The sequence below is a fragment of the uncultured Comamonas sp. genome, assembly GCF_964277875.1.
In the GTDB taxonomy this organism is placed as follows: Bacteria; Pseudomonadota; Gammaproteobacteria; order Burkholderiales; family Burkholderiaceae_C; genus Comamonas; species Comamonas sediminis.
Genome location: NZ_CAXYJV010000019.1, coordinates 20,431 through 44,417, shown reverse-complemented (window position 1 = coordinate 44,417; position 23,987 = coordinate 20,431). Strand labels below are relative to the sequence as shown.

Below are 23,987 nucleotides of genomic sequence, written 5' to 3'. Positions count from 1 at the left end.
GAAAAATCGGCTTTGGTAAGCGTTGGATTTTCCATTTGGTTTGAACTCATCTATCTGTTTTTATTGGATTAAATCCAAAAAATCTGTCGGGTGTCTAAGGGGTGAAGATCCGGGCGCCTAGAGCGTCCCTCAGCAACGCGGCGTAGGAAATTGGATCCCGGAAATTTTGCTACGCCACGGGCACGCGGTGCTCAAAAATGCTACGCCGGCAAGCAGCCTGGGTCGGCTAAGCTGCGCGAGCCGGGTGAGCATATTACCGTACCTGATGGACGGATCGCTGGGGGGAGGGCGGGTGTCGCCCTTCAATGTCATGGCCAAGACACCGTGAATGTAAGGCGTCTATCAGACGCCCAGCTAGAGCCAAAGCATCGCTAACGCAGGGGGCGTGATAGCTTGCTTAAGTGCGCAACCTAAATGAAAAATAATACTTTTTCATCTGCAAATCTTGCTTTGCTCTACATGATGAGCGAAAAGCCTGTCAAGCTTTGCGGTAGATACGGAAAAAGGCTAGGCCAGCAAAGATGGACAGCAGTACCAGCATGGGAACGCTAAGCGTTGGTACGGGTGATGCGGATGGCAAGATCGGGGGTGTCACTTGGTTGGTGCGCGTAAGAACACCGACGGGGCGTGCGTGGCCGCGGCTTACCAAAACAGTGGTGCAATCGGCGTTCTCGCATATTCCATCTATCAGGCCTGATGCAACGGCTACAGGGCTAGTCGGGTCAGAAGGGTTGATTGATTTGCCGAAACTAAAAACGTAGTTGCCAGTCAAGTCCGGAGTGGCTGGAGATTCAAGCACTGCGTAGAGGGAGTTGCAGCGTCCTTCGCAAGAGAACCTCAAATTTCTTTCTACTGCTCCTGACGCATTAGACATGTCGATGTTGATAGAGGACATGATGTTAGTCGCTGTATCAAACTGAAAAGTACCTGATGCTGTGCCTCCATCCCTGAATGAGACATCGGAAAGCGTCCACTCCTCCAAGGCAGCGTGAGTTGCAGACCCAATCATGAGTCCGATAGAGAGGACTAGGAAATTGAAAAGTTTTTTCATTTTAAAAATATATAAAAACTATCAATTTTGATTTAATAATTCATTTAAAGCAAGACGAAAGTCGGAAGTGTGCTCAAAACACCACTTCCTCACCTATTTTCCAACCGCTTTCCACATCGGATTTTCTTGGTCATGGGCCTGCCTACTTCTGGTCGAACTCAGCTAACACACTATGTTTTGGATGCGTATGTGGTCGATGCTTTAGAAGTTTCGCTTCAGCTAAGTTGCTATGAGCGGTTCCTAGGCTTGCTAGTCTGGCTATGAGGTTGTTACACCCCGATGCGAATGTAAAGCCCATCGCTGCACCTTGAAAATCTCGGTAAAGCTGGCCCATTCCTACCGCTTTGCACTGCAGCTTGGGCCATCATGAACCGCAAGCAAGGCAGTGGTGCCTTGTGGCACTACAAGGATAGGAGGTCCTCAATGACTACATGGACAAATCGGATCGCAGTCGCTGCCTTGGTGGCAACCATGGGTGCTGGTGCAGTGGGCGTGCAAGCCCAGCCGCGCCCTGCGCAGGACTCCCACCGCTACGACGACCGGGGCCATGCGCAGCCCGATCGCCGCCATGATTCGCACCGGCCCGATGTACGCAACCACCGGGGTGCCGGCCCGGACCACCGCTGGGTCAAGGGCTCGCGGGTGCCGCCGCAGTACCGGGCGCACGGCTATGTCGTCAACGACTGGCGTGGCCACCGCTTGAGCGCACCGCCCCGCGGCTACCACTGGATCCAGAATGGCGGTGACTACCTGCTGGTGGCCATTGCCTCCGGCGTGATCGCCCAGATCGTGTTTGGCAACTGACAGCCAGGCCATCTGCTGATCGGCCAAAGACAAAGCCCACAGGCATGGCCTGTGGGCTTTGTTGTGTAAGCGCGCGGAGGTTTACTCAGCTTGCTCAGCGTCTGGCTCGGCCGGGGTGTCTGCAGCGGGCTCGGCGCCGTCGTCGTTCAGCGCCTGGCGCACGCCGGCCTTGTCACCAGCGCTGGCGAACTTGCTGTACTTGGCAAGGATGGGCACCAGCTGGCCGTAGATGCGGGGCGTGCCGGCCAGCACTTCGCGTTGTTCCAGGAAGTCGGCTTCACCAGTGAAGTTGCCGACCAGGCCACCGGCCTCGGTCACCAGCAGCGAGCCGGCTGCGACATCCCAGATGCTCAGGCCCGTTTCAAAGAAACCATCGCTGAAACCAGCGGCCACATAGGCCAGGTCCAGTGCCGCTGCGCCAGGGCGGCGCACGCCGCTGGTGCGCTGCATCACATCGCCCAGCATGGCCATGTACTGCTTGAAGTTGTCGCCCGGACGGAAGGGGAAGCCGGTGGTGATCAGGGTGTCGCGCAGCAGGGTGCGCTTGGACACGCGGATGCGGCGCTCGTTCAGGAACGCACCACGGCCACGGGTGGCGGTGAACAGGTCGTTGCGGGTGGGGTCGTAGACGACGGCTTGCTCGATGCGGCCGTTCACGGCCAGCGCGATGCTGACGCAGTAGACGGGGAAGCCGTGGATGAAGTTGGTGGTGCCGTCCAGCGGATCGATGATCCAGATGTGGTTGGAACGGGGGTTGCCGTATTCGTTGCCCGATTCTTCGGCGAGGATGCCGTGGTCAGGGTAGGCGGTCAGCAGGGTCTCGATGATCGCTTGCTCGGAGGCCTGGTCCACTTCGGTCACAAAGTCGTTCACCTGTTTGGTCGAAACCCGCACCGATTCCACGTCAAGCGCGGCACGGTTGATGATGGCGCCAGCAGCGCGAGCGGCCTTGATGGCCATGTTGAGCATGGGGTGCAGGGAGGAGGACGACATAAATTGTGTGGGCGTAAGTGGGGCAGCAAAAACGCTGCGAAACGCTGGGGCAAGAGCGGCTGGTAGATCGCGGCCGGCGATGCGGCAGCGACAATAGGGGCTAGATTGTACCTGCGCTCGATTTTTTTCGCTGGTACATGCCCCTTTTTGCCCGACCTGTCTATGAAAACCCGTTTTGTTCTGATCGAAACCAGCCATGCCGGCAATGTGGGCGCCGCTGCCCGTGCCATCAAGACCATGGGTTTCGATGACCTGGTGCTGGTGCGCCCACGCTGGAGCAATGTGCTGCGCAAGGAAGAAACCATCCAACGTGCCAGCGGCGCGCTCGATGTGCTGGCCAACTGCCGCATTGTGCAGTCGGTGGACGAGGCCCTGGATGGCATGAGCCACCTGTGCGCCACCGCGATGACCCCGCGTGATTTTGGCCCGCCTGCCCGCACGCCGCGCGAGCACTTTGCGCTGCTGCTGCAGGGCGCGCTGGCGGCACAGCCTGGGCCGGTTCCGCTGAATGAAGACCCCAGCCCTGCAGCCACCCCCGCAGCCAGCGACGCCACAGCCGCCCACCCCAGCGGCGAGACCGGCGTGGCCTTCTTGTTTGGCTGCGAGCGCTATGGCATGGCCAATGAGGATGTGTACCGCTGCCATGTGGCGCTGTCGATTCCGACCAATCCGGATTTTGGCTCGCTGAACCTGGCCTCGGCCGTGCAGGTGGTGGCCTATGACTGGCGCCAGGCGCTGGGCGGTTATGGCGTGAGCGATGCCGCAGCCCGGGGCGAGCGCGCCGATGCGCAGCAGGTGGCAGGCATGCTGGCGCACTGGCAGCAGGCGCTGGCCGAGATCGGCTTTCTGGATCTCGAGGCCCCCAAGAAGCTGATGCCCCGGCTCAACCAGATGTTCAACCGCGCGCAACTGACCCAGGAGGAAATCCACATACTGAGAGGTGTTGCCAAGGCTATGCTGCGCACGGCCGAGGCTGCAAAACGATAGACTGGCGGACCCTCGAATATTTATATAACCATTGTTTCCATGTTTGACCGCCTGCGCTCCGATATTCAGTGCATCCTGGACCGCGACCCCGCTGCCCGCAGCCGTTGGGAGGTAGTCACCTGTTATCCCGGTCTGCATGCGATCTGGATGCAGCGCCCTGCGCACTGGTGCTGGAACCATGGGTTCAAATGGACGGGCCGTTTCATCTCGCACATGGCCCGCTGGCTGACCGGCATCGAGATCCACCCCGGCGCGCAGATTGGCCGCAATGTCTTCATCGACCACGGCATGGGTGTCGTGATCGGTGAGACGGCTGTCGTCGGCGACGGCTGCACCATCTACCACGGCGTCACGCTCGGTGGCACCACGCTCTACAAGGGCGCCAAGCGCCATCCCACCTTGGGCAGGAACGTGGTGGTGGCAGCGGGCGCCAAGGTGCTCGGCGGCTTTGAGGTGGGCGATGGCGCGAAGATCGGCAGCAATGCCGTGGTCATCAAGCCCGTGCCTGCCGGTGCCACGGCCGTGGGCATTCCAGCCCGCATCATTGCCTCGCGCCAGGGTGCCAGTGCCGATGTGACCGAAGCCCCGGCAGAGCAGAAGTTCGCCGCCTATGGTGTGACGCAAGAGGACGACCCGCTGTCCAAGGCCATGCGCGGCATCATCGACAGCGCTGCCGGCCACGAGCAGCAGATCACCATGCTCTGGGCGGCCATCGAGAAGCTGTCGGTGCAGAGCAAGGTGGGCGATTGCGTGCCTTGCGATGCGCAGCGCGAAGCCGAGTTTGAAGCCCAGAAGCTGAGCGACCTGGTCGGCAAGTAAGCCGGGCTCGGTCGCCCGCGGCACCGCGCTGCTGTTTTGCCGGGCGAGCCGCAACTGGATGCGTGGTTACCTGATGGGGCTCAGCGCCGGCCGTGCAGCAAGGTCTGCAGTGCCTGCTGCGTGGCATCGCAGTCGCCAAAATGGGTGCTGACCCATTCGCGGTGGTAGTAAGTGGGCAGGTAGCGCTCGCCAGCGTCGCACAGCAGGCTGAGCAGCGAGCCGGTTTCGCCCCGCTGGCGCATGCCATCGGCCAGGCGCAGCATGGCCACCATGTTGGTGCCGGTGGAAGGCCCCACCTTGCGGCCCAGCACATCGCCCAGCAGCGCCATGGCCGTGACCGATTCGCGGTTGCTGACGACCTCTATATGGTCCACCACGCCCCGGACAAAGCTGGGCTCCACGCGCGGGCGGCCGATACCCTCGATGCGCGAGCCAGGCGCTGTCAGGCTGGCGTCGCCGCTGCGCCAGTAGGCATGGAACACGCTGCCTTCCGGGTCCGCCACACAGACCTGGCTGTTGAAGCGCATGTAGCGCACAAAGCGGCCAATGGTGGCGCTGGTGCCCCCAGTGCCTGCGCCCACCACGATCCAGCGCGGAACGGGGTGGCGCTCCATGCGCATCTGCTGGAACATGCTCTGCGCGATGTTGTTGTTGCCGCGCCAGTCGGTGGCGCGTTCGGCATAGGTGAACTGGTCCATGTAGTGGCCGCCGGTGCGCTGGGCCAGCGCACGGGCGGCATCATAGACTTCGCCGGCATGGCCGACAAAGTGGCAGCGCCCGCCGAGAAATTCAATCTGCGCAACCTTCTCGGGCGAGGTGGACTGCGGCATCACCGCGACAAAGGGCAGGCCCAGCAGGCGCGCAAAATAGGCCTCGCTCACGGCCGTGGAGCCGCTGGAGGCCTCGACAATCGTTGTGCCCTCATGCACCCAGCCATTGCACAGCGCGTAGAGAAACAGCGAACGCGCCAGCCGGTGCTTGAGGCTGCCGGTGGGGTGGGTGGATTCGTCCTTGAGGTAGAGATCAATCCCCGCCTGCGCATAGCAGGGCAGGTTCAGCGGAATCAGGTGGGTGTCGGCACTGCGCTGGTAATCGGCTTCGATCTTCGCAATCGCCTGGTCCCGCCAGCCGGGGTGGCTGGAGGCCGGGGCTGGGCTGGGCAGTGGGGTGTGATGGTGATCCATGGCTATGGATTATGACGCCATGACACGATTTGGCTATCAAGGCTGCGGCTCTTTTGCACTGCCGTGGCCATGGCCGTCTCCAGCCGCTCAGGCAGCTGCTGGCTGCACGCGCCCCAGCGCGGCCAGCACCGCGGGCGCAATGCGCCGGTGCATCGGCGCCACTGGCAGCATGTACAAATGGCCGAGCAGGTTGTGGACATGCACCACCGTCGTGATGGTGATGGCGACCTGGTCCTCGCGGCCGGCCACAGGCGCGCGGTGGACGCTGAGCACCACGTTCAGATGCTTGTCGCTGTCGCCGATCAGCGCTTCATCGGCGCGGTTCTCCAGCACGGTAAATACGCCCACGCGCTCGCCTGGCTGGTAGGCACTGGCGGGGCGCTGCGGGTCGATCTGCGAGAGGGTGCCCAGGTCCTTGAGCCCGACGATGTGACCGACCCGGTTGCGGGCCTGCATGCACCACTCAATCCAGCGCGGCGTGCGCGCGACGGCGGCCAGAAAATAGGCCAGCGCGGGCGCGCCGGTCTGCGCAGTGTGGATGCACCAAGCATCCTGAAAATGCGCGCCGGCCAGGCGTTGGGCGATGCGGCTGCCCGCAGGCGGAGGGGTCTCTTGCGGTTGACTTGGCATGGTGTGAATGAGCGCTAATCAGTGGGCTGCGGCCAGGCGTGCGCTGGCGGCCTGCAGCCATTGGTCCAGCGCATCGGGCGCATCGCAGGCAATGGCCTGGCGGGCAGGCATGCTGCGCAGCCAGGTGATCTGGCGCTTGGCCAGCTGGCGGGTAGCGGCAATGCCTTTGTCGCGCATCTCTGCCCACAACGCGGGCGGTACATCGCTTTCGGTCTGCACGGAAATGCCTTGCTGGGCACAGCTGTCGAGCATCTCCCACATCTGGCGGTAGCCCACGCAGCGCATCGATGGCAGGTTCAGATCCAGATCGCCGCGCGCACGCAGCTGCAGCACCTCGGCCAAAAAGCCCTGGGCCAGCATCTGGTCGTAGCGCAGCGCAATGCGCGCATGCAGCCAGGCACGGTCGCTGGGCTCCAGGCTGAAGAGCTGAAAACCGGGTGCCAGCTGCAGCAATGGCGACGGGCGCTTTGGCTGCGCATGGAAATACGACAGCGGCTGGCCGCTGACCCGCCAGACCTCCAGCGCACGCTGCACCCGCTGGCTGTCGCCGGGCGCCAGGCGCTGCGCAGTGACCGGATCAACCTGCGCCAGCAGCCCATGCATATGCGGCCAGCCATAGACCGCCGCCTCGGCATCGAGCTGGGCGCGCACCGCCGGGTCGGCGGCAGGCATGTCGTCCATGCCATCCATCAGCGCCTTGAAATACAGCATGGTGCCGCCCACCAGCAAGCTGATGCCACCCCGCGCATGGATTTGCGCCACCAGCGCCAGCGCGTCGTGCACAAACTCTGCTGCGCTGTAGGCGTCCAACGGGTCGCGGATATCAAGCAGATGGTGCGCAATGCCGGCCTGCTCCTGCAGGCTGGGCTTGGCCGAACCAATGTCCATGCCCCGGTAGATCAGGGCCGAATCCACGCTGATGATCTCAACCGGCCGCGCCGCGCTCAGTTGCTGCGCCAGCGCAATGGCAGCGCCGGTCTTGCCGGAGGCGGTGGGGCCTGCCAGGCCCAGGCAGAGAGGGGTATCAACAGCGTGCACGTCGGGAAGCTTGTCAGGGCAGCGGCAGCCGGCACCAAACGGCGGCTGCTGCGGCGGAACGGGGGAGAGGCGCGCGCCTGCGGACCCATGAAAAAAGGAGCCTTGCGGCTCCTTGAGGTGGGGCAATCAGGCGCAGGCCGATTACAGCACACCTTGGGCCAGCATGGCATCGGCCACCTTCACAAAGCCGGCGATGTTGGCGCCATCGATGTAGCTCACCGTGCCGTCGTCGCGCTGGCCGTACTTGACGCAGGCCGAGTGGATGCCTTCCATGATCTCGAACAGGCGCTGGTCGACTTCGGCAGCAGGCCAGCTCAGGCGCAGCGCGTTCTGGCTCATCTCCAGGCCCGAGGTAGCGACGCCGCCGGCGTTCGATGCCTTGCCGGGTGCGTAGAGCACACCGGCCTTTTCAAAGGCCTTGGCCGCTTCGATGGTGCAAGGCATGTTGGCGCCTTCGGCCACGCAGAGCACGCCGTTGGCGATCAGGGTCTGGGCGTCGGACAGTTCCAGCTCGTTCTGGGTCGCGCAGGGCAGGGCCACATCGGCCTTGATGAACCACGGGGTCTTGCCTTCGTAGTACTCCACGCCGGGCACTTGCTTGGCGTAGTCGCTGATGCGGCCGTATTGCTTGTTCTTGATGTCCATCAGCTTGACTAGCTTGTCGCCGTCAAAACCGGCAGCGTCGTAGATGGTGCCCGAGGAGTCGGAGGCCGACACCACCTTGGCGCCCAGCGCCATGGCCTTGTCGATGGCGAACTGCGCCACGTTGCCCGAACCCGAGACCGAGACCGTCAGGCCATCGAAGCTCTTGCCACGGGTCTTGAGCATTTCCTGCGCGAAGTAGACGGTGCCAAAGCCGGTGGCTTCGGGGCGGATCAGCGAGCCGCCAAAGGCCAGGCCCTTGCCGGTGAACACGCAATCGGCGCGGTTGGCCAGCTTCTTGTACATGCCGGCCATGAAGGCCACTTCCCGGCCGCCCACGCCGATATCGCCGGCTGGCACGTCGGTGTCCGAGCCCACATGGCGGAACAGTTCGGAGATGAAGGCCTGGCAGAAGCGCATCACTTCTGCATCGCTCTTGCCCTTGGGGTCGAAGTCCGAGCCGCCCTTGCCGCCGCCCATCGGCAACGTGGTCAGCGCGTTCTTGAAGGTCTGCTCAAACGCCAGGAACTTGAGCACCGACAGGTTGACCGACGGGTGGAAGCGCAGACCGCCCTTGTAAGGGCCGATGGCCATGCTGTGCTGGATGCGGTAGCCACGGTTGACCTGGACCACGCCCTTGTCATCCACCCAGCTGACGCGGAAGCTCACCACGCGCTCGGGCTCCACCAGGCGTTCGAGCAGGCTGTGCTGGGCGTAGCGGGGGTTCTTCTCGATGAAGGGCCAGAGGCTTTCCATGACTTCGGTCACGGCCTGCAAGAACTCGGGCTGGCCGGGGTTGCGCTGTTCGACATAAGCGAGAAACTGGGCCAGGGATTGGTGTTGCATGGACAAACTTTCAAGGTCTAGGGCCGGCTTGCACAGAAGTTGTGCGCAGGCTCCGGTGTGCACAGCGATGGTGCGCCATCGCGCCGAAAACCGACATTATGCCGAATCTGCATGCGTTAATGCATAAAACCCACATGGGATGACCCTGATAAGCCAGTCCATTGCACTGCTTTGGTGCTTTTGGAGGCTGCTGGCGGCCCTGCGGAACTGCTGGAATGCCCTGAAATGGGGCTGTGCAGCGGAGCGGGTCTGCTGTCACCCAGAGCACTGCAGTGCAACAAATCTGTGTGCCGGTTGTGGTCTTTGCCTTTTCAACAATTGCCTAGGCAATGAATGATTGGATAATCATTGCCTTGTAAACAATTTCAGAGAGGCCCTGCGGCATGACCGATTCGCACCAGGAAAACACCGCGTCTGCTGGCGAGGACCGAGAAGCGCTGGCAGGCGGATATCCTGAGATTGAAGCCATTCGGCCGGTGGATTTCCCTTGCTGGTTGATGCGCATCATCTCCACCGTGGTCCGTGCCGAGGTGGACCGCCGCATGGAGCCGCTGGGCCTGACGCAGGCGCAGTGGATTCCGGTGTTGCATCTGGCCAGCGGCAAGGCCCATACCTCGGCGGACCTGGCCCGCCGTACCCTGCAGACCCCGGGCGCAATGACGCGCCTGGTCGACCGCCTGGTCGACAAGGGCATCATCGAGCGCGAGCGCTCCACCGACGACCGCCGCGTGGTCAGCCTGCGCCTGACCGATGAGGGCCTGGCCGCAGCGAGGCAGGTGCCCGACATCGTCAAGGGCGTCAACAGCGCCGCGCTCAGCCCCTTGTCGCCCGATGAATTGACCCAGTTCCACGGTTACCTGCGCCGCATCTACGAGGCCATGCCCAACACCTTGTCGGTGGACATGTGCCTGCCCCCGGATGGCTGCGCTGGTGACCCCACAGACAACTCCGACAACTCCGACAACACCGCACTCCAGCCCGGCAAGGAGAGGGCACTATGACCAGCAGTTTTTCATTTGTGGGCGCCGATCGTCGGCTGGCCCTGTCAGCCATTGCGCTGGCTGCCACCACGTTCATCGCCGGATGCGCCGATATGCGCGGCATCGATACCCATGCCCAGCTGCGCTCGCCGCAGTCCGTAGGCCTGCTCACCGAGCCGTCAGCGGCGGACCAGGCCGCGGCCGTGGCCCCGGTCGATGCGCAGTGGTGGAAGGGCCTGGGTGATGCCCAACTCAACGCGCTGATCGACACCGCGCTGGCGGACAGCCCCAACCTGCAATCAGCGCAGGCGCGCATCCGCAAGGCCTGGTCGCTGGCGCAGGTCAGTGAATCGGCCCTGGGCCCGCAGCTCAACGGCCAGGCCAGTGCCACGCGCAACCATGCGCCGGCCAACGGCTTGGTTCCGCCGCCGCTGGCGGGCAACAACTACAGCACGGCCGAGGCGCGCATCAACGGCAACTGGTCGCTGGACCTGTTTGGCAAGCACCGCGCAGCGCTGGATGCTGCCGTGGGCTCGGCCCGTGCCGCCCAGGCCGACATGGACGCCGCCCGCGTGCTGCTGACCAGCAACATGGTGCTGGCCTATGTGCAGCTGTCCCGCCTGCAGGCGCAGGAAGAGGTGGCCGTGCGCGCCATCGACCAGCGCGCCCACACCTTGCAACTGGTGCGTGACCGCTATGACGCGGGCCTGGACACCACGTTGGAGGTGCGCCAAAGCGAGAGCGGTGTGCCCCAGGCCAAGGTGCAGCTGCTGCAAGTGCGTGAGCAAAAGCAGCTGGCGCAGAACGCGCTGGCTGCGCTGATGGGCCAGCCGGCACGGGCCCAGGAACTGGTGGCGTCGCCCATCGCCCAGCTGAGCCTGCCGCGCTTTCCGGTGCAGCTGTCGTCCAACCTGCTGGGGCGCCGGGCCGATATTGTGGCCGCGCGCTGGCGCGTCGAAGCGGCCGAGCAAGGCATTCGCCAGGCCAAGGCCGAGTTCTATCCCGATATCGACCTGACCGCCTTCCTGGGTCTGTCGAGCATCGGCTTCAACAACTTTGCCAAGGGCAGTGCGCGCGAATGGGGCGTGGGCCCGGCGCTGAGCCTGCCGATCTTTGATTCGGGCCGTCTGCGTGCCAACCTGAGCGGCAAATCGGCCGACTATGAGCTGGCCGTGCAGGCCTACAACCAGGCCGTGATCACGGCGGTGCATGACGTGGCCGACCAGGTCGCCAGTGCCCGCTCCGCCCATGCACAGCTGCCCGAGCAGCGCCGCGCCGCCGATGCCGCACAAAGCGCGCTCGATATTGCGAACCAGCGCTATGCCGCAGGCCTGGGCACGTACTTGAATGTGCTGTCGGCGGAGACCAATGTGCTGGCCCAGCGCCAGCAGATGGTGGATGTCGAGGCCCGCATTCTGTCGAGCAATGCCGCCCTGGCCCAGGCTTTGGGTGGCGGCTACCAGGAGCAGACCCACAGCAGTGACAGCAGCGACAGCCTCGCCAACCCGGACAGCAACGCCTCCACCCAGACCAACACCCCGATGGACAGCGCCAAGAGCTGACCTGCCCACCTCGCGTGCAACACACATAAGCAAGACCTTGAAGGCCAGGCCTCTCGTCATATAACTCGCTACGCAACACCATGTCGAACAACAACACTTCCGTTTCTCCCTCCGCTGCGCCTGCTGCCCCTGAGGCGCCCGCTGCCCAGCCCCGCAAAAAATGGCTGCTGCGCCTGACCGGCCTCGTCGTCGTGCTGGGCGCCGCCTACGGCATCTACGACTGGATGGTCAACAGCCACTTCGAAGAAACCGACAACGCCTATGTGCAGGGCAATCTGGTGCAGATCGCGCCGCAGACCGCCGGCACCGTGCAGTCCATCCTGGCCGATGACACCGACTATGTGAAGGAAGGCCAGGCGCTGGTGCGCCTCGATCCCGCCGATGCCAAGGTAGCTTTCGAACAGGCCAAGGCCAACCTGGCCCAGGCCGTGCGCCAGGTGCGCACCTTGTATGTGAACAATGGCTCCTACACCGCACAGATCGCGCAGCGCCAGGCCGAAGTGGCCAAGGCCAAGAATGACCTGGTCCGTGCGCAGAGCGACCTCAAGCGCCGCCAGGCACTGACCGGCAATGGCGCGGTGTCGAAGGAAGAGCTGAGCCATGCGCAAAGCCAGGTGGATGCCGCGCAGGCGGCCGTCAACGCTGCGCAGGCCGCCGTCAACACGGCCCGCGAGCAGCTGGCCAGCAACCAGTCGCTGACCGAAGGCATCAGCGTGAACGACCACCCCAATGTGCAGGCTGCTGCGGCCAAGGTGCGCGAGGCCTACCTGGCCATGCAGCGCAATGAGCTGGTCTCGCCCGTCTCGGGCGTGGTGGGCAAGCGCTCGGTGCAGGTCGGCCAGCGCGTGGCCCCCGGCACGCCGCTGATGACGGTGGTGCCGATGAACCAGCTCTGGGTCGAGGCCAACTTCAAGGAAAACCAGCTGCGCAACCTGCGCCTGGGCCAGCCCGTCAAGATGACGGCCGACCTCTACGGCAAGAAGATCGAGTACAGCGGCACCGTCGAAGGGCTGGGTGTGGGTACGGGCTCGGCTTTCTCGCTGCTGCCCGCGCAAAACGCCACCGGCAACTGGATCAAGGTGGTGCAGCGCGTGCCGGTGCGCATAGCGCTCGATCCCCAGCAGGTGCAAGCGCATCCGCTGCGCGTAGGCCTGTCGATGCTGGTGGATGTGGACATCCAGAACCAGGACGGCAAGCTGCTGGCCGATGTGCCGCGCAAGGAGCCGCTGGTGCAGACCAATGTGTATGACGTGCAGGACGAAGGCGCCGATGCAGTGATTGCACAAGTGATCGCCAGCAATGCCGGCAAGAAGCTGTAAGCGTCCCTTGTTTTGACCCGGGCCTGCCCACCGGGCGGCCCAAGGATGCGTTATGGCAACTTCCAATCCTCCGTTACCCCACCCGCCGCTCGAGGGATCGGCGCGCCTCATCGGCACCTTGGCGCTCTCGGCTGCGGTGTTCATGAATGTGCTGGACACGTCGATCGCGAACGTGTCGCTGCCGGCCATTGCCGGTGACCTGGGCGTCAGTGCCAACCAGGGCACCTGGGTGATCACCAGCTTTGCGGTGGCCAATGCCATCTCGGTGCCGCTGACCGGCTGGCTGTCGATGCGCTTTGGCCAGGTGCGGCTGTTCATGCTCAGTGTGACCTTGTTCGTGATCTCGTCGTGGCTTTGCGGCCTGGCGCCGAACATGACAACCTTGATCGCCTTCCGCATCCTGCAGGGCTTTGTCGCCGGGCCGATGATTCCGCTGTCGCAGTCGCTGCTGCTGGCCAGTTACCCGCGCGCGATGGCGGGCACGGCGATGGCCTTCTGGTCGATGACGACCTTGATCGCGCCGGTGATGGGCCCGTTGCTCGGCGGCTGGATCACCGACAACATGTCCTGGCCGTGGATCTTCTACATCAATGTGCCCGTCGGCATGCTGTCCGTGGGCGCCACCTGGGCGATCTTCCGCAACCGGGATTCGGCCCGCAAGGCCTTGCCGATCGATGCGATTGGGCTGGGGCTGCTGGTGGTCTGGGTCTCGGCGATGCAGATCATGCTGGACATCGGCAAGGAGCATGACTGGTTCCAGTCGCCGATGGTGGTCGCCTGTGCGGTGATTGCGGTCGTCGGCCTGTTGTACTTCCTGATCTGGGAGCTGGGCGACAAGCACCCGGTGGTGGACCTGCGCCTGTTCAAGAACCGCAATTTCTGGGCCGGCACCCTGGCCATCTCGGTAGGCTATGGCCTGTTCTTTGGCAATGTGGTGCTGCTGCCGTTGTGGCTGCAGCAGTTCATGGGCTATACCGCCACCGATGCCGGTCTGGTGCTGGCGCCGGTGGGTTTGCTGGCGCTGGTGCTCTCGCCGGTGGTGGGCAAGACCATCCACAAGGTCGATCCCCGGCGCTATGCGACGGCCTCGTTCATCGTGTTCGGTCTGGTGATGTGGATGCGCTCGCGCTTCAACACCCAGGTGGACCTGACGACGATCATGATCCCGACCATCGTGCAGGGCGCGGCCATGGCTGGCTTTTTCATCCCGCTGATGACCATCACCTTGAGCGACATCCCGCCCGAGAAAATGCCCAGCGCGTCGGGCCTGTCCAACTTTGTGCGGATCACCGCCGGTGCTGTGGGTACCTCGGTCGCCACCACCTTGTGGGAGCGCCGCGCGACCTTGCACCATGCGCAACTGGTCGAGCACATCAGCCTGGGCGATGGCCCCACCGCGCAGGTGGTGCAAGGCCTGCAGGCCTCGGGGCTGACCTTGCAGCAGGCGTTGGCCCGGGTCGACCAGCTAGTCAACCAGCAGGCCTTCATGCTGGCGGCCAATGATATTTTCTGGGCCTCGTCGATGCTGTTCCTGCTGCTGATCCCGCTGGTCTGGCTGGCCAAGGGCCCCAAGAAGGGCCAGGGCGGTGGCGGATCGGAGGCGGCATCGGCGGCGCACTGACGCACCGGGGGGGGTGCTGACTGCATCCACGCCGACTCTGCACAAACCAAAAAAAGAAGAGCGCCATTGAAACTGGCGCTCTTCTTTTTTGTACCAGGCGGGCGTGCCCGCTTAGCAGGGGAGGGCTTAGCCTTGCCGTTGGGCGGCTTGCTTGCGGCGAGCCGCGGCAAGCAGCAGCAATCCCAGCGCTACCAATGCCAGCGTGTGCAGACCTGGAACCGGGGTGGGACTGATCGCACCGATGGCGGATAACGTCAAAGTAACGACGAACACAGAGTCCTGCTGGCTGATGGCAGGTGCTGCCCATTGGTAGCCTGCCGGGGCCGCAGGCAAGGCGGCAGGATCGACAGTCACGTTGCAATTGTTGCCACCAGCCACGATGTGCGACTGCGGCGTGGCAGACAAAGCGCCATTGGCCTGAACTGCCAGCGTACCGGTGGGCACCGCAGCGGCAGGTGTACAGGTCAGTGCATACGGGATGTTGGCGCCGGCCATGCTCTGCAGCTGTTGGGCAGATGCACCAACCACAGAGCCGGTGACGGAGACTGTAGTCTGGACGGCCGCCGCCACCTGCGCCTTGTTGTTGCTCAGGGTCACTTCTGCGCCGGAGGTAGACACCGCAGGCTCAGCTGTCAGGGTCGCCTGGCTGGCAGACGCCGTGAAAGTGACGGTATAGGTGGCCGAGGCCAGCGCTGCCAAGCTGCCCAGATTGCAATTGCCTGGCGTGCAAACCACTGCAGAGCCCCCTTGACTTACCTGATCCAGGCTGGAGCCTGCTGGCAAGAAATCAAGCAAGCTCACATCCGAGGCAGCAGCCGTCTCGCTCAGGTTGGTGATCGTGATGTCGTAGCTGACGGTGTCGCCGGCATTCACCGTTGTTGGCAAAGCGGTGGCGCTGAGCGCCAGCTCGGGGGCACTGCACACAATTGTGGCGGCTGCGACGTCATTGGTCTGGCCCTGGTTGGTGCTGAACTCCTTGCTGGTGCCTGGCTCGATGCGCAAACTGGTGCTTTGGCTTGCCGTCTTGATGCAGGCATTGCTGGCGACGTCGCCGGTGTCCGTCCAGGTGACTGGCAGCTCAATGGTGCAGCTCTGACCGAAGCTGAGCGTCATTCCGGTGATGCCGAATGCACCGCTTGCGTTGTCTTGGGTAGCCGCGCCGCCAAAGGGTGCAGCGACGCAGGTGCCGCCCACGCTGCCGGCAAAAGCCAGATGGTTGGGCAATGCAGCCTCGACACGGCCTCCGGTGACGGGCGGTAGCGAAGCCAGCAATTGTTCGTTTTGGACAGTGAGCGTGATGGTGGCCGTAGGTGCGCCCAGAGTGACGTTTTGCGATGCCGGGCTGGCACTGATGGACGCATTGCCGCCGCAAGAGCCGCCAGCCAGGGCTGCATTGACAAATGCCTGCCCGACGTTATGTCCGTTGCCCGCAAAAGGGGCCTGGCCCGTGTTGTACTGCATGGCGAAATTGGTTCCACTTGAATCCTCGAAGGGCGAGATATCCACCACACCGAACAAGCATGTGCCATTGCCGTCGTAAACCTGGGAACCTGGGAAGAAGGTGCCGTAAGCGCTGGCGGAGTTGTTCTGAACCGTGAACAGCCGGTTTTCAAGAGGGACGTTATCGATACCCAGGAACGCACCTCCCCGGAAGTCAGGCAGAAGTGCGCTGAAGGACGCGTTGTATGGAGAAGCTGGATTGAGCGGGTTGGTCTGTACGCCATAGAGTCCCGTCAAGGTCAGACCCGGTGCAACGCTGGCCACGGCGGGCTGCAGTACCGTGTCTTTGAAACGGTTCATATTCTGGTGAGCAGGCGATGCAGGAGCGGTGCCTTGGCCGTTGTCACAGCACGAGTCGACAAAGAACAGCATGGCATTGGGTTTGAGCTCGGCGTCCTGCATGATGCTGGTCAGCAAAGCGTAGTTGGCCTGCAGCGCGGTGTAGTAAGTGGTGCCGATGACAACCAGATCGTAGCGGCCTCCATCGGCAGCGCGGAAGCTCTCCCGCTGCAAGAGCCGGGCAGGGTCTCCTGCAGCACCTGCGACCGGGAAAGTAACCTGCGGGCTCAGGTTTTGATTGACCACCCGCACCAGCGCGCCAGGCGTGTCGCTGCTCTCACGCACAGACAGAATCCCATAACGAAAATCCACTTGCGGCGCGGGCGAAATCAGCGAAGCAGGGGCTGGCGAGATGGCAGGGTTCACCCAGCCAAAAGCGGTGGCAAGGTTATTGCTGGCCTGTTGGCCATCGGCTTTGACGGGGCCTTGCGATGGATCGCTAGCGACGCCTTCGTGCGTGGTGAGCACCAGGATCTTGGATGCTGCGGCATGAGCCTGTGCGACGGCAGTCCACAAAAATATGGCTGCAAGCAGATGCAGCCAAAACCAGTTTCTAAAAAAAGAATTTGATCTGGGGGATGCGATATCTCCGCACTGGAACACACCAACGGAATGCTTCATTTTCTGCCCATATTACAAATACAGATATTTGTAATATAGCAGTTACATTAACTCCAAAGCAATTAATAATTCATCAAGTCAATAACAAACATCAGCGTCCCCGTAGAAACAACGCGTCCAGCTCCTTCATGCTGAGCTGACGCCACGTGGGGCGGCCATGGTTGCACTGGTCGGAGCGTTCGGTGTGTTCCATATCGCGCAGCAATGCGTTCATCTCGTCGATGGTCAGTTGCCGGTTGGCGCGCACGGCGCCGTGGCAGGCCATGGTGCCCAGGATCTCGTTGCGGGCGCGCTGCACCACGGTGCTGGCATCGTGCTGCGCGAGCTCGGCCAGCACGCTGCGCGCCAGCTCCACCGGGTTGCCCTGGGCCAACGTGGTGGGCGTGGCGCGCACGGCCAGGGTCTTGGGCGAGAACGGCACCACCTCCAGGCCCAACTGGGCCAGCGTTTCGCTGTGGTCTTCGGCCGTGGCGACCTCTTCCGGCGTGGCCGAGAAGGTCGCGGGAATCAGCAGCGGCTGGCTGGCAATGGCGCTGTTGGCATCGCCATCATCGAGCTGGCTTTTGAGGCGTTCATAGACGATGCGCTCGTGCGCTGCATGCATGTCGACAATGACCATGCCCTGGGCGTTTTCCGCCAGGATGTAGACGCCATGGATCTGCGCCACGGCGCGGCCCAGCGGCCAAGGGTTGTCGGCAGACTCCGGAGGCAGGGTGGGCACCAGCGGGGCGCCGGCGGCGATCGCGCCAGCGGCCGGTTGCGGGCTCCAGCGTGGGCTGGCTTCCTGCACCTGCCAGGGCGTGGCATCGATGCTGGTGGGCGTGCTGGTCGCTGTGCTGCCGGCCAATGCATTATCCGCTGCTGCCGTGCCGCCAGCCTGGCCCCAGAGTGCAGCCGTTTGCTGCAACGCCTGCAGGCCGTTGACACGGGGTGGGGCCTCAAAGCGCATGGCAGTCTGCGCCTGGGGTGCGGGCGCATAGGCCTGGCCGGGCAACGCGGTCGGCTGGCCTGCAGCAGCGGCTGTGGGTGTGGGTGTGGGTGTGGCGGCTGCAGCATCCAGCAGCTGCTGCGCGCGTGGGGCGGCGAGCGCGTTCTCCACGCCATGCAGCACCGCCTGGTGCACTTCGCGGCTATCGCGAAAGCGCACCTCGATCTTGGTCGGGTGCACGTTCACATCGACCCGCATCGGATCGAGGCTGATGTAGAGCGCATAGACGGGCTGGCGGTGGCCGTGCAGCACGTCTTCATAGGCGGCGCGCGCCGCGTGGGTGAGCACCTTGTCGCGCACAAAGCGGCCGTTGACGTAGCAGAACTGCTGGTCGGCACGCGAGCGCGCCGCATCGGGCAGGCCGGCGCGGCCGCGCACCTGCACATGGCCGGCCTGGTAGTTCACGACAATCGACTGTTCGAGAAAATCGGGGCCCAGCACATCGGCCAGGCGCTTGTCCATCGCCCGCTGCTCCAACTGCTGCCAGGCGGCTTCGTCGTGCTGGTCTTCATCGCTGCGGGGCGGCAGGGTGGCGCGCCACTGCTCCACCAGCTTGCCCTCATGCCATATCGCAAAGCCCACCGCCGGGCGGGTGAGCGCATGGCGGCGCACGGCTTCCACACAATGGGCCAGCTCGGTGGCATCGGTCTTCAGGAACTTGCGCCGCGCAGGCGTGCTGAAGAACAGTTCCTTGACCTCCATCGTGGTGCCGGGGTTGCGGGCGGCGGGGCGCAGCTCGCCACTGCGGGCATCGAGCAGGTAGGCGCTCTCCTGCTGGGCGGGGCGCGAGAGCACGCTCATCTCCGACACCGACGCGATGGCCGCCAGCGCCTCGCCCCGGAATCCCATCGTTGCCACCGATTCCAGGTCATGCAGGTTGCGGATCTTGCTGGTGGCATGGCGGCGCAGTGCAATGGGCAGCTCCTCGCGTGGAATGCCGCAGCCATCGTCTTCGACGGTAATCAGCCGCACGCCACCGGCGAGCAGGCGCACCGTGATGCTGGTCGCCCCGGCATCGAGCGCGTTGTCAACCAGCTCACGCACCACGGAGGCGGGCCGTTCCACCACCTCGCCGGCCGCAATCTGGCTGACGAGCTCATCGGGCAGATCCTGGATGGGACGCCGCGCAGGCGCGGCCCGGTCTGCACTGTGGGCTGCAGGCGTCAAAGCGTCGTCGGTGGCGTCTGCCGGGTCAAGGGTGGCGGGTGCGGTATCTGCGGTCATGCAGGGATTTTAGGCAAAGCCGCCTGGCATTCGGGGTAAAGTGTTCAATGGCCACTTTGGGACTGCAGTGCCCAGCACAGCGCAGGTGGCATCAACATGGTTTGCCGCAGGGTCTCCAGGCCGCTGCGGTTTTTCTGTAGAGAGGTTGTGTTTTGGAATTTTTCAGCTGGTTCATCGATGCAGGCATGCATCTGATCGACTTCATCCTGCATGTCGACAAGTACCTGGAAGCCTTTGTGACGACCTATGGCATGTGGGTCTATGCGCTGCTGTTTCTGATCGTCTTTGTCGAGACGGGTGTCGTGGTGATGCCCTTTCTGCCTGGCGATTCGCTGCTGTTCATCGTCGGCGCGATGTGCGGTGCTGGCTTGATGAGCTTTCCGCTGGCGACTGCGCTGCTGTTTGCGGCGGCCTTCCTCGGGGACCAGTGCAATTACCAGATCGGCCACCATTTAGGGCCCAAGGTCTTCAAGTGGGAGAACTCGCGCTGGTTCAACCGCAAGGCCTTTGACAAGGCCCATGCGTTTTACGAGCGTTACGGCGGCATCACCATCATCCTGGCGCGCTTCATGCCTTTCATCCGCACCTTTGCGCCGTTTGTGGCCGGGGTCGCGAACATGAACCGCACCAAGTTCGTCATCTACAACCTGGTGGGCGCGGCGATCTGGGTGTTTGGCATTTGTGCGGCAGGCTATTTCTTTGGCAACCTGCCCTGGGTCAAGGCCAACCTGGAAAAAATCATCTGGGGCCTGATCCTCGTGCCCGGCCTGCTGGCCATCTTTGGCGCCTGGCGCGCCGGCAAGAACGAGAAGGCTGCCGGCCCCGTTTGATCCGCGATCGCACAATGACGAAGGGACCGCCGAGGCGGTCCCTTTTTTGTGCCGGAAAAGCGGGAGCGAAGGTCAGACCGTGCGGTTGCGCGCCAGCGGCGGGTTCTTCGCGAAGTATGCCTGGATGCCGCGCATGATGGCATCGGCCAGCTGGTTTTGGTAGGCGGTGCTGCGCAGCTTGGCTTCTTCCTCGGGGTTGCTGATGAAGGCGGTCTCGACCAGCACGCTGGGGATGTCGGGCGCCTTCAATACCGCAAAACCGGCTTGCTCCACACGGGGCTTGTGCAGGCGCGCGAACTGGCCCAGCTGGCCCAGCACATGGGTGCCGAGCTTGAGGCTGTCGTTGATCTGGGCGGTGGTGCTCATGTCCAGCAGCGCGCGCTGCACATGGGCATCGCTGCTGCCCACACCGGCCACGTTCAGGCCACCGACCATGTCGGCCTGGTTTTCCTTGTTGGCCAGCCAGCGCGCGGCCGAGCTGGTGGCGCCGCGCTCGCTCAGTGCAAACACGCTCGCGCCATTGGCCGACGGCTTGGTAAACGCATCGGCATGGATGCTGATGAACAGATCGGCTTGCACGCGGCGGGCCTTTTCGACCCGGGTGTTGAGGGGCACAAAGAAGTCGGCGTCGCGCGTCATGAACGCACGCATCGGGTTGCCTCCGACGCTGCTGTTGTTGATGCGCTCGCGCAGCATGTGCCCGATTTTGAGCACGATGTCTTTCTCGCGGGTGCCGTTGGGGCCGGTAGCGCCGGGGTCTTCACCGCCATGGCCGGGATCGAGCGCCACGATGATCAGGCGGTCGGTTCGCGAGGCGGGCCGGCCGCGTGCCGGCGGTGGACTGGGTGGCGGCGGTGCAGGGGGCGGTGGAGGCGGAGCGGCAGCCACGACCGTGGGGGGCGGCGCGGCCGGGGCGGGTGGGGCGACGGGGCGGTTGCCGCTCTTGGCAATCAGCTCGGCCAGCGGGTCGGCGGTCTGGGCCGTGGCGGCTACCGATGGGGCGGCCGCCACCACGGTGCCCAGCGCGGCGGGTGCCGGCGGGTCGCCGGCAATCGCAGCGGCCACCGAGGGCGGCAGGCTGCTGCCGGCAGCCGGTGGGGGCACCGGTGCCGGTGCGGCGGCCACGGCGCTGTGGCTGTTCTCCATCATGCGCTCGGTGATCAGGCTCTCGAGCGGATCGGTGGGCCGGGCGGGGTAGAGGTCAAGCACCAGGCGGTGCTGGTAGGGGGCGACCGGCTTCAATGTAAAGACCTGGGGCTTGGCTTCCTGCTTGAGGTCGATCACCAGCCGCACGACATTGGGCGAGTTCTGGCCGACGCGGATGCCGGCGATATTGGGGTCGTCCGAGCGGACCTTGGCCACCAGCTCGCGCAGGGCCGGGTTGAGGTCGATGCCCTCGATATCGACGGCCAGGCGCGGCGGCTCGGGCACAAAGCGCTGCTCGGTCTTGAGCGGCGTGTCCGACTCGATCGTGACGCGGGTGTAGTCCTTCGAGGGCCAGAGGCGAACCGCGACGATGCTGGCACCAAAGGCCAGATGGCTGCTGCCGAGCAGCAGCACCAGACTGCCACCGCGCAGCACATCGCGGCGCGACAGACCGGGGTGGCTGGCGGACGCGCCGTCAGCAGGGGTGAAAGGGGCAGAGGCGGGGAGATATTTCGGGGTGTCGCTCACGCTGAAAACCCTTGGACGATGGAGGCACCTGCCGGGGTGAAGGCCTGCAGATGCACCTGGCGTTCTGATTCGTTGATTGCTTCAATACTGATAGCTACATCGGCAATAGGTGTTACCGCTGCAGCCTTCTGCGGCCATTCTGCCACTTTCAGGCCGGGGCTGGCAAAAATATCCCGGAAGCCGGCGTCTTCCCACTCGCGCGGATCATCGAAACGGTAGAAGTCAAAGTGCCAGATGGGGAAATCGCGTCCCTCATGCGGTTCGACCACTGCGTAGGTGGGGCTCTTGATGCGGCCCTGCACGCCCAGGGCGCGCAGCAGGTAACGAACCAGGGTGGTTTTTCCCGCGCCCAGATCGCCATGCAAAGTTAGGTAAACATTGGACAGTGCTGGCTGCGCAGCCAGGCGAGCGGCAAAGGCTTCCGTATCGCGCTCGTCTTTCCACACACCTTGGAGCGAAGGATAGGAGGGGCTGGCAGTAGCGTTCAAAATGTCGTTCCCGGGCCGCGCGGGCCCTCAGGTTTTTTACAATGGCAGCACATGGACGCCGCTGATCCCACCTTTATCCAACAGATCAACGACTGGGCGCTGGAGCTGGGATTTTCCCAGATCGGCGTGGCAGGCGTGGATCTGTCGACGGCGGAAACTGGATTGATGCAGTGGCTGGAAAAAGGTTTCCATGGCGAGATGCATTACATGCAGGCCCATGGCCTCAAGCGTGCCCGGCCGGCGGAGCTGGTGCCTGGCACGCTCAGCGTGATTACAGCACGCATGGATTATCTGCCGCAAAACACCCCTGCCGACTGGCAGCGGCTGGAGTGGGAGCGCCATGCCAGGCCTGGCGAGGGCCTGGTCAGCATCTATGCCCGGGGGCGCGATTACCACAAGGTGCTGCGCAACCGGCTGCAAAAGCTGGCCGAGCGTATTGATGCGGCGCTGGGCGGGCACCAGCTGGCGCACCGCGCGTTCACCGATTCAGCCCCCGTGCTGGAGGCCGAGCTTGCCAGCCGCAGCGGCCAGGGCTGGCGCGGCAAGCACACGCTGGTGCTGAGCCGCGATGCCGGCTCGATGTTTTTTCTCGGCGAGATCTTTGTCAACATCGCCTTGCCCGCCACCGCACCGGTGACGGCGCACTGCGGCCAGTGCACCGCCTGCATCGATGCCTGCCCGACGGCGGCCATCATTGCCCCGCACTCCATCGACGCGCGGCGCTGTATCTCTTACCTGACGATCGAGCTCGATGGCGCCATTCCCGAGGCGTTCCGCGCGCCCATGGGCAACCGCATCTATGGCTGCGACGACTGCCAGCTGGCCTGCCCCTGGAACAAGTTTGCCCAGCGCGCGGTGCTGCCCGATTTTGATGCGCGCGGCGCGCTGATGGACCAGCAGCTGCCCCATCTGTTTGCGTGGGACGAGGCCACGTTTCTGCGCATCACCGAAGGCAGCCCCATACGCCGTATCGGCCATGAGCGCTGGCTGCGCAATATCGCCGTGGCCCTGGGCAATGCCTGGCGCGAGACCGGCGATGCGCGCTACGCCCAGGCGCTGCACAGCCGTGCGGACCACGACAGCGCCGTGGTGCGCGAGCATGTTGCCTGGGGGCTGGGCCAGCGTAACGCCTGAGGGCTGGCGGGCTCCATGATCAGCCGTTGAAAAAGCCCGAGGCCTTGAGCTGCGCCACCAGCAATTCGGTAAAGCGCGCATAGCCTGCGGCATTGGCATGCACCTGGTCGGCGCGCATGGCGTCATTGGCCAGCACCTCGCTCCAGGCCTTGGCGAGCAGCGGCACCTGCTCCTCCTTGGCCAACGCTTCATAAATGGGGTGGTCCTGCACGCGGCCCGTCAATGCTGCGGCCATGTTGAACTCGGGCACGGCGACCAGCAGCACCGGAATGTTCTGCGCCTTGCACTGCTGCAGCATGCTGGCGATCTGTGCCTGGGCCGCCTGCGCGCTTTGCCGGCGCAGCCAGTCGTTGCCGCCGGCGCAAACAATCACCAGCGCCGGTTGGTGGGCCTGCAGCAACTGCGGCAGGCGCTGCGCAATCTGGCTGCTGGTCTCGCCGGAGATGCCGGCATTGATGACATTCCAGCCGGTACGCTCGGCCAGCAATTGCGGATAGGACTGGGCGGCGCTGGCGCCCACGCCCTGGGTCAGCGAGTCGCCCAGCGCCAGCACGGTGGCTCCGGCGGGCAGCGCGGTAGCGAGCGGGGCTTTCTTGCTGCAGGCGGCCAGCCCGGCAGTGGTCAGGCCCCAAAGGGGGAGGAGGGCCAGGCGCCGGAGGCTATGGCGGCGGGCGGTGTCACAGGTTTTCTGCATAGCCGCCGAGCTTAACCGA

Annotated in this window: 19 protein-coding genes; 9 read left to right on the top strand and 10 right to left on the bottom strand. The window is 64.0% G+C overall.

The genetic code is table 11. From position 1 onward, the window contains the following. The first annotated feature begins 1,474 nt into the window (after positions 1-1,474). On the top strand, positions 1,475-1,855 hold the full coding sequence (locus ACHWUQ_RS07320) for an RcnB family protein (protein ID WP_394680745.1): 381 nt from the start codon (positions 1,475-1,477) through the stop codon (positions 1,853-1,855). A gap of 81 nt (positions 1,856-1,936) precedes the next feature. Here the strand turns inward: ACHWUQ_RS07320 and ACHWUQ_RS07315 are convergent, their stop codons facing one another. Continuing rightward, positions 1,937-2,848, bottom strand: a complete 912-nt coding sequence (locus ACHWUQ_RS07315) for an inositol monophosphatase family protein (RefSeq protein WP_133858599.1) — start codon at positions 2,846-2,848, stop codon at positions 1,937-1,939. A gap of 162 nt (positions 2,849-3,010) precedes the next feature. Here ACHWUQ_RS07315 and ACHWUQ_RS07310 point away from each other — a divergent pair, with 162 nt between their 5' ends. Beyond that, on the top strand, positions 3,011-3,835 hold the full coding sequence (locus ACHWUQ_RS07310; RefSeq protein ID WP_394680744.1) for an RNA methyltransferase: 825 nt from the start codon (positions 3,011-3,013) through the stop codon (positions 3,833-3,835). Positions 3,836-3,874: 39 nt separating this feature from the next. Beyond that, positions 3,875-4,654 (top strand): serine O-acetyltransferase, encoded by a 780-nt coding sequence (cysE, locus tag ACHWUQ_RS07305; RefSeq protein WP_239808831.1) that lies wholly within the window; start codon positions 3,875-3,877, stop codon positions 4,652-4,654. Between the two features lie 80 nt (positions 4,655-4,734). Here cysE and ACHWUQ_RS07300 read toward each other — a convergent pair whose 3' ends face one another. From ACHWUQ_RS07300 to gdhA, 4 genes are all read right to left on the bottom strand, one after another. Then, positions 4,735-5,838: a PLP-dependent cysteine synthase family protein gene (locus ACHWUQ_RS07300; RefSeq protein ID WP_394680743.1), complete on the bottom strand. Its 1,104-nt coding sequence runs from the start codon at positions 5,836-5,838 to the stop codon at positions 4,735-4,737. 87 nt (positions 5,839-5,925) lie between these two features. Continuing rightward, on the bottom strand, positions 5,926-6,468 hold the full coding sequence (locus ACHWUQ_RS07295; protein ID WP_394680742.1) for a DUF2867 domain-containing protein: 543 nt from the start codon (positions 6,466-6,468) through the stop codon (positions 5,926-5,928). A gap of 18 nt (positions 6,469-6,486) precedes the next feature. After that, complete coding sequence (miaA, locus tag ACHWUQ_RS07290; RefSeq protein WP_394680741.1) at positions 6,487-7,506, bottom strand: tRNA (adenosine(37)-N6)-dimethylallyltransferase MiaA; 1,020 nt, start codon at positions 7,504-7,506, stop codon at positions 6,487-6,489. Positions 7,507-7,647: 141 nt separating this feature from the next. After that, complete coding sequence (gene gdhA / locus ACHWUQ_RS07285; RefSeq protein ID WP_394680740.1) at positions 7,648-8,994, bottom strand: NADP-specific glutamate dehydrogenase; 1,347 nt, start codon at positions 8,992-8,994, stop codon at positions 7,648-7,650. Between the two features lie 383 nt (positions 8,995-9,377). Between gdhA and ACHWUQ_RS07280 the strand changes: the two genes are divergently transcribed. From ACHWUQ_RS07280 to ACHWUQ_RS07265, 4 genes are all read left to right on the top strand, one after another. Further along, positions 9,378-9,995 (top strand): MarR family winged helix-turn-helix transcriptional regulator, encoded by a 618-nt coding sequence (locus ACHWUQ_RS07280; protein ID WP_394680739.1) that lies wholly within the window; start codon positions 9,378-9,380, stop codon positions 9,993-9,995. Beyond that, positions 9,992-11,536 carry an efflux transporter outer membrane subunit gene (locus ACHWUQ_RS07275; RefSeq protein ID WP_394680738.1) on the top strand — a complete coding sequence of 515 codons (1,545 nt, stop codon included), beginning with the start codon at positions 9,992-9,994 and terminating at the stop codon, positions 11,534-11,536. Before ACHWUQ_RS07280 ends, ACHWUQ_RS07275 begins: the two co-directional genes overlap by 4 nt. Before the next feature lie 80 nt (positions 11,537-11,616). After that, positions 11,617-12,855, top strand: a complete 1,239-nt coding sequence (locus ACHWUQ_RS07270; RefSeq protein WP_394680737.1) for an HlyD family efflux transporter periplasmic adaptor subunit — start codon at positions 11,617-11,619, stop codon at positions 12,853-12,855. A 52-nt stretch (positions 12,856-12,907) separates the two neighbouring features. Next, the gene (locus ACHWUQ_RS07265) at positions 12,908-14,476 is read left to right on the top strand and encodes a DHA2 family efflux MFS transporter permease subunit (protein ID WP_239808823.1); all 1,569 of its coding nucleotides are present in this window, start codon (positions 12,908-12,910) and stop codon (positions 14,474-14,476) included. A 126-nt stretch (positions 14,477-14,602) separates the two neighbouring features. Here the strand turns inward: ACHWUQ_RS07265 and ACHWUQ_RS07260 are convergent, their stop codons facing one another. Together ACHWUQ_RS07260 and mutL are read right to left on the bottom strand one after the other, a co-directional pair. Further along, entirely contained in the window at positions 14,603-16,783 is a 2,181-nt protein-coding gene (locus ACHWUQ_RS07260) for a DUF11 domain-containing protein (RefSeq protein ID WP_394680736.1), read from the bottom strand. A gap of 244 nt (positions 16,784-17,027) precedes the next feature. Next, complete coding sequence (mutL, locus tag ACHWUQ_RS07255) at positions 17,028-19,148, bottom strand: DNA mismatch repair endonuclease MutL (RefSeq protein WP_394680735.1); 2,121 nt, start codon at positions 19,146-19,148, stop codon at positions 17,028-17,030. A gap of 185 nt (positions 19,149-19,333) precedes the next feature. Between mutL and ACHWUQ_RS07250 the strand changes: the two genes are divergently transcribed. Continuing rightward, positions 19,334-19,978: a VTT domain-containing protein gene (locus tag ACHWUQ_RS07250; protein ID WP_239812743.1), complete on the top strand. Its 645-nt coding sequence runs from the start codon at positions 19,334-19,336 to the stop codon at positions 19,976-19,978. A 72-nt stretch (positions 19,979-20,050) separates the two neighbouring features. On the opposite strand, the gene ACHWUQ_RS07245 is transcribed toward ACHWUQ_RS07250, so the two are convergent. After that, a complete protein-coding gene (locus ACHWUQ_RS07245) occupies positions 20,051-21,652 on the bottom strand; it encodes an N-acetylmuramoyl-L-alanine amidase (RefSeq protein WP_394680734.1) in 1,602 nt (533 codons plus the stop codon). After that, positions 21,649-22,098: a tRNA (adenosine(37)-N6)-threonylcarbamoyltransferase complex ATPase subunit type 1 TsaE gene (tsaE, locus tag ACHWUQ_RS07240; protein WP_394680733.1), complete on the bottom strand. Its 450-nt coding sequence runs from the start codon at positions 22,096-22,098 to the stop codon at positions 21,649-21,651. The genes ACHWUQ_RS07245 and tsaE overlap by 4 nt, the downstream gene beginning before the upstream one ends. A gap of 126 nt (positions 22,099-22,224) precedes the next feature. Between tsaE and queG the strand changes: the two genes are divergently transcribed. Continuing rightward, positions 22,225-23,274 carry a tRNA epoxyqueuosine(34) reductase QueG gene (queG, locus tag ACHWUQ_RS07235; protein ID WP_394680761.1) on the top strand — a complete coding sequence of 350 codons (1,050 nt, stop codon included), beginning with the start codon at positions 22,225-22,227 and terminating at the stop codon, positions 23,272-23,274. A 19-nt stretch (positions 23,275-23,293) separates the two neighbouring features. On the opposite strand, the gene ACHWUQ_RS07230 is transcribed toward queG, so the two are convergent. After that, positions 23,294-23,968, bottom strand: a complete 675-nt coding sequence (locus ACHWUQ_RS07230) for a GDSL-type esterase/lipase family protein (protein ID WP_312527230.1) — start codon at positions 23,966-23,968, stop codon at positions 23,294-23,296. Positions 23,969-23,987: the final 19 nt, after the last annotated feature.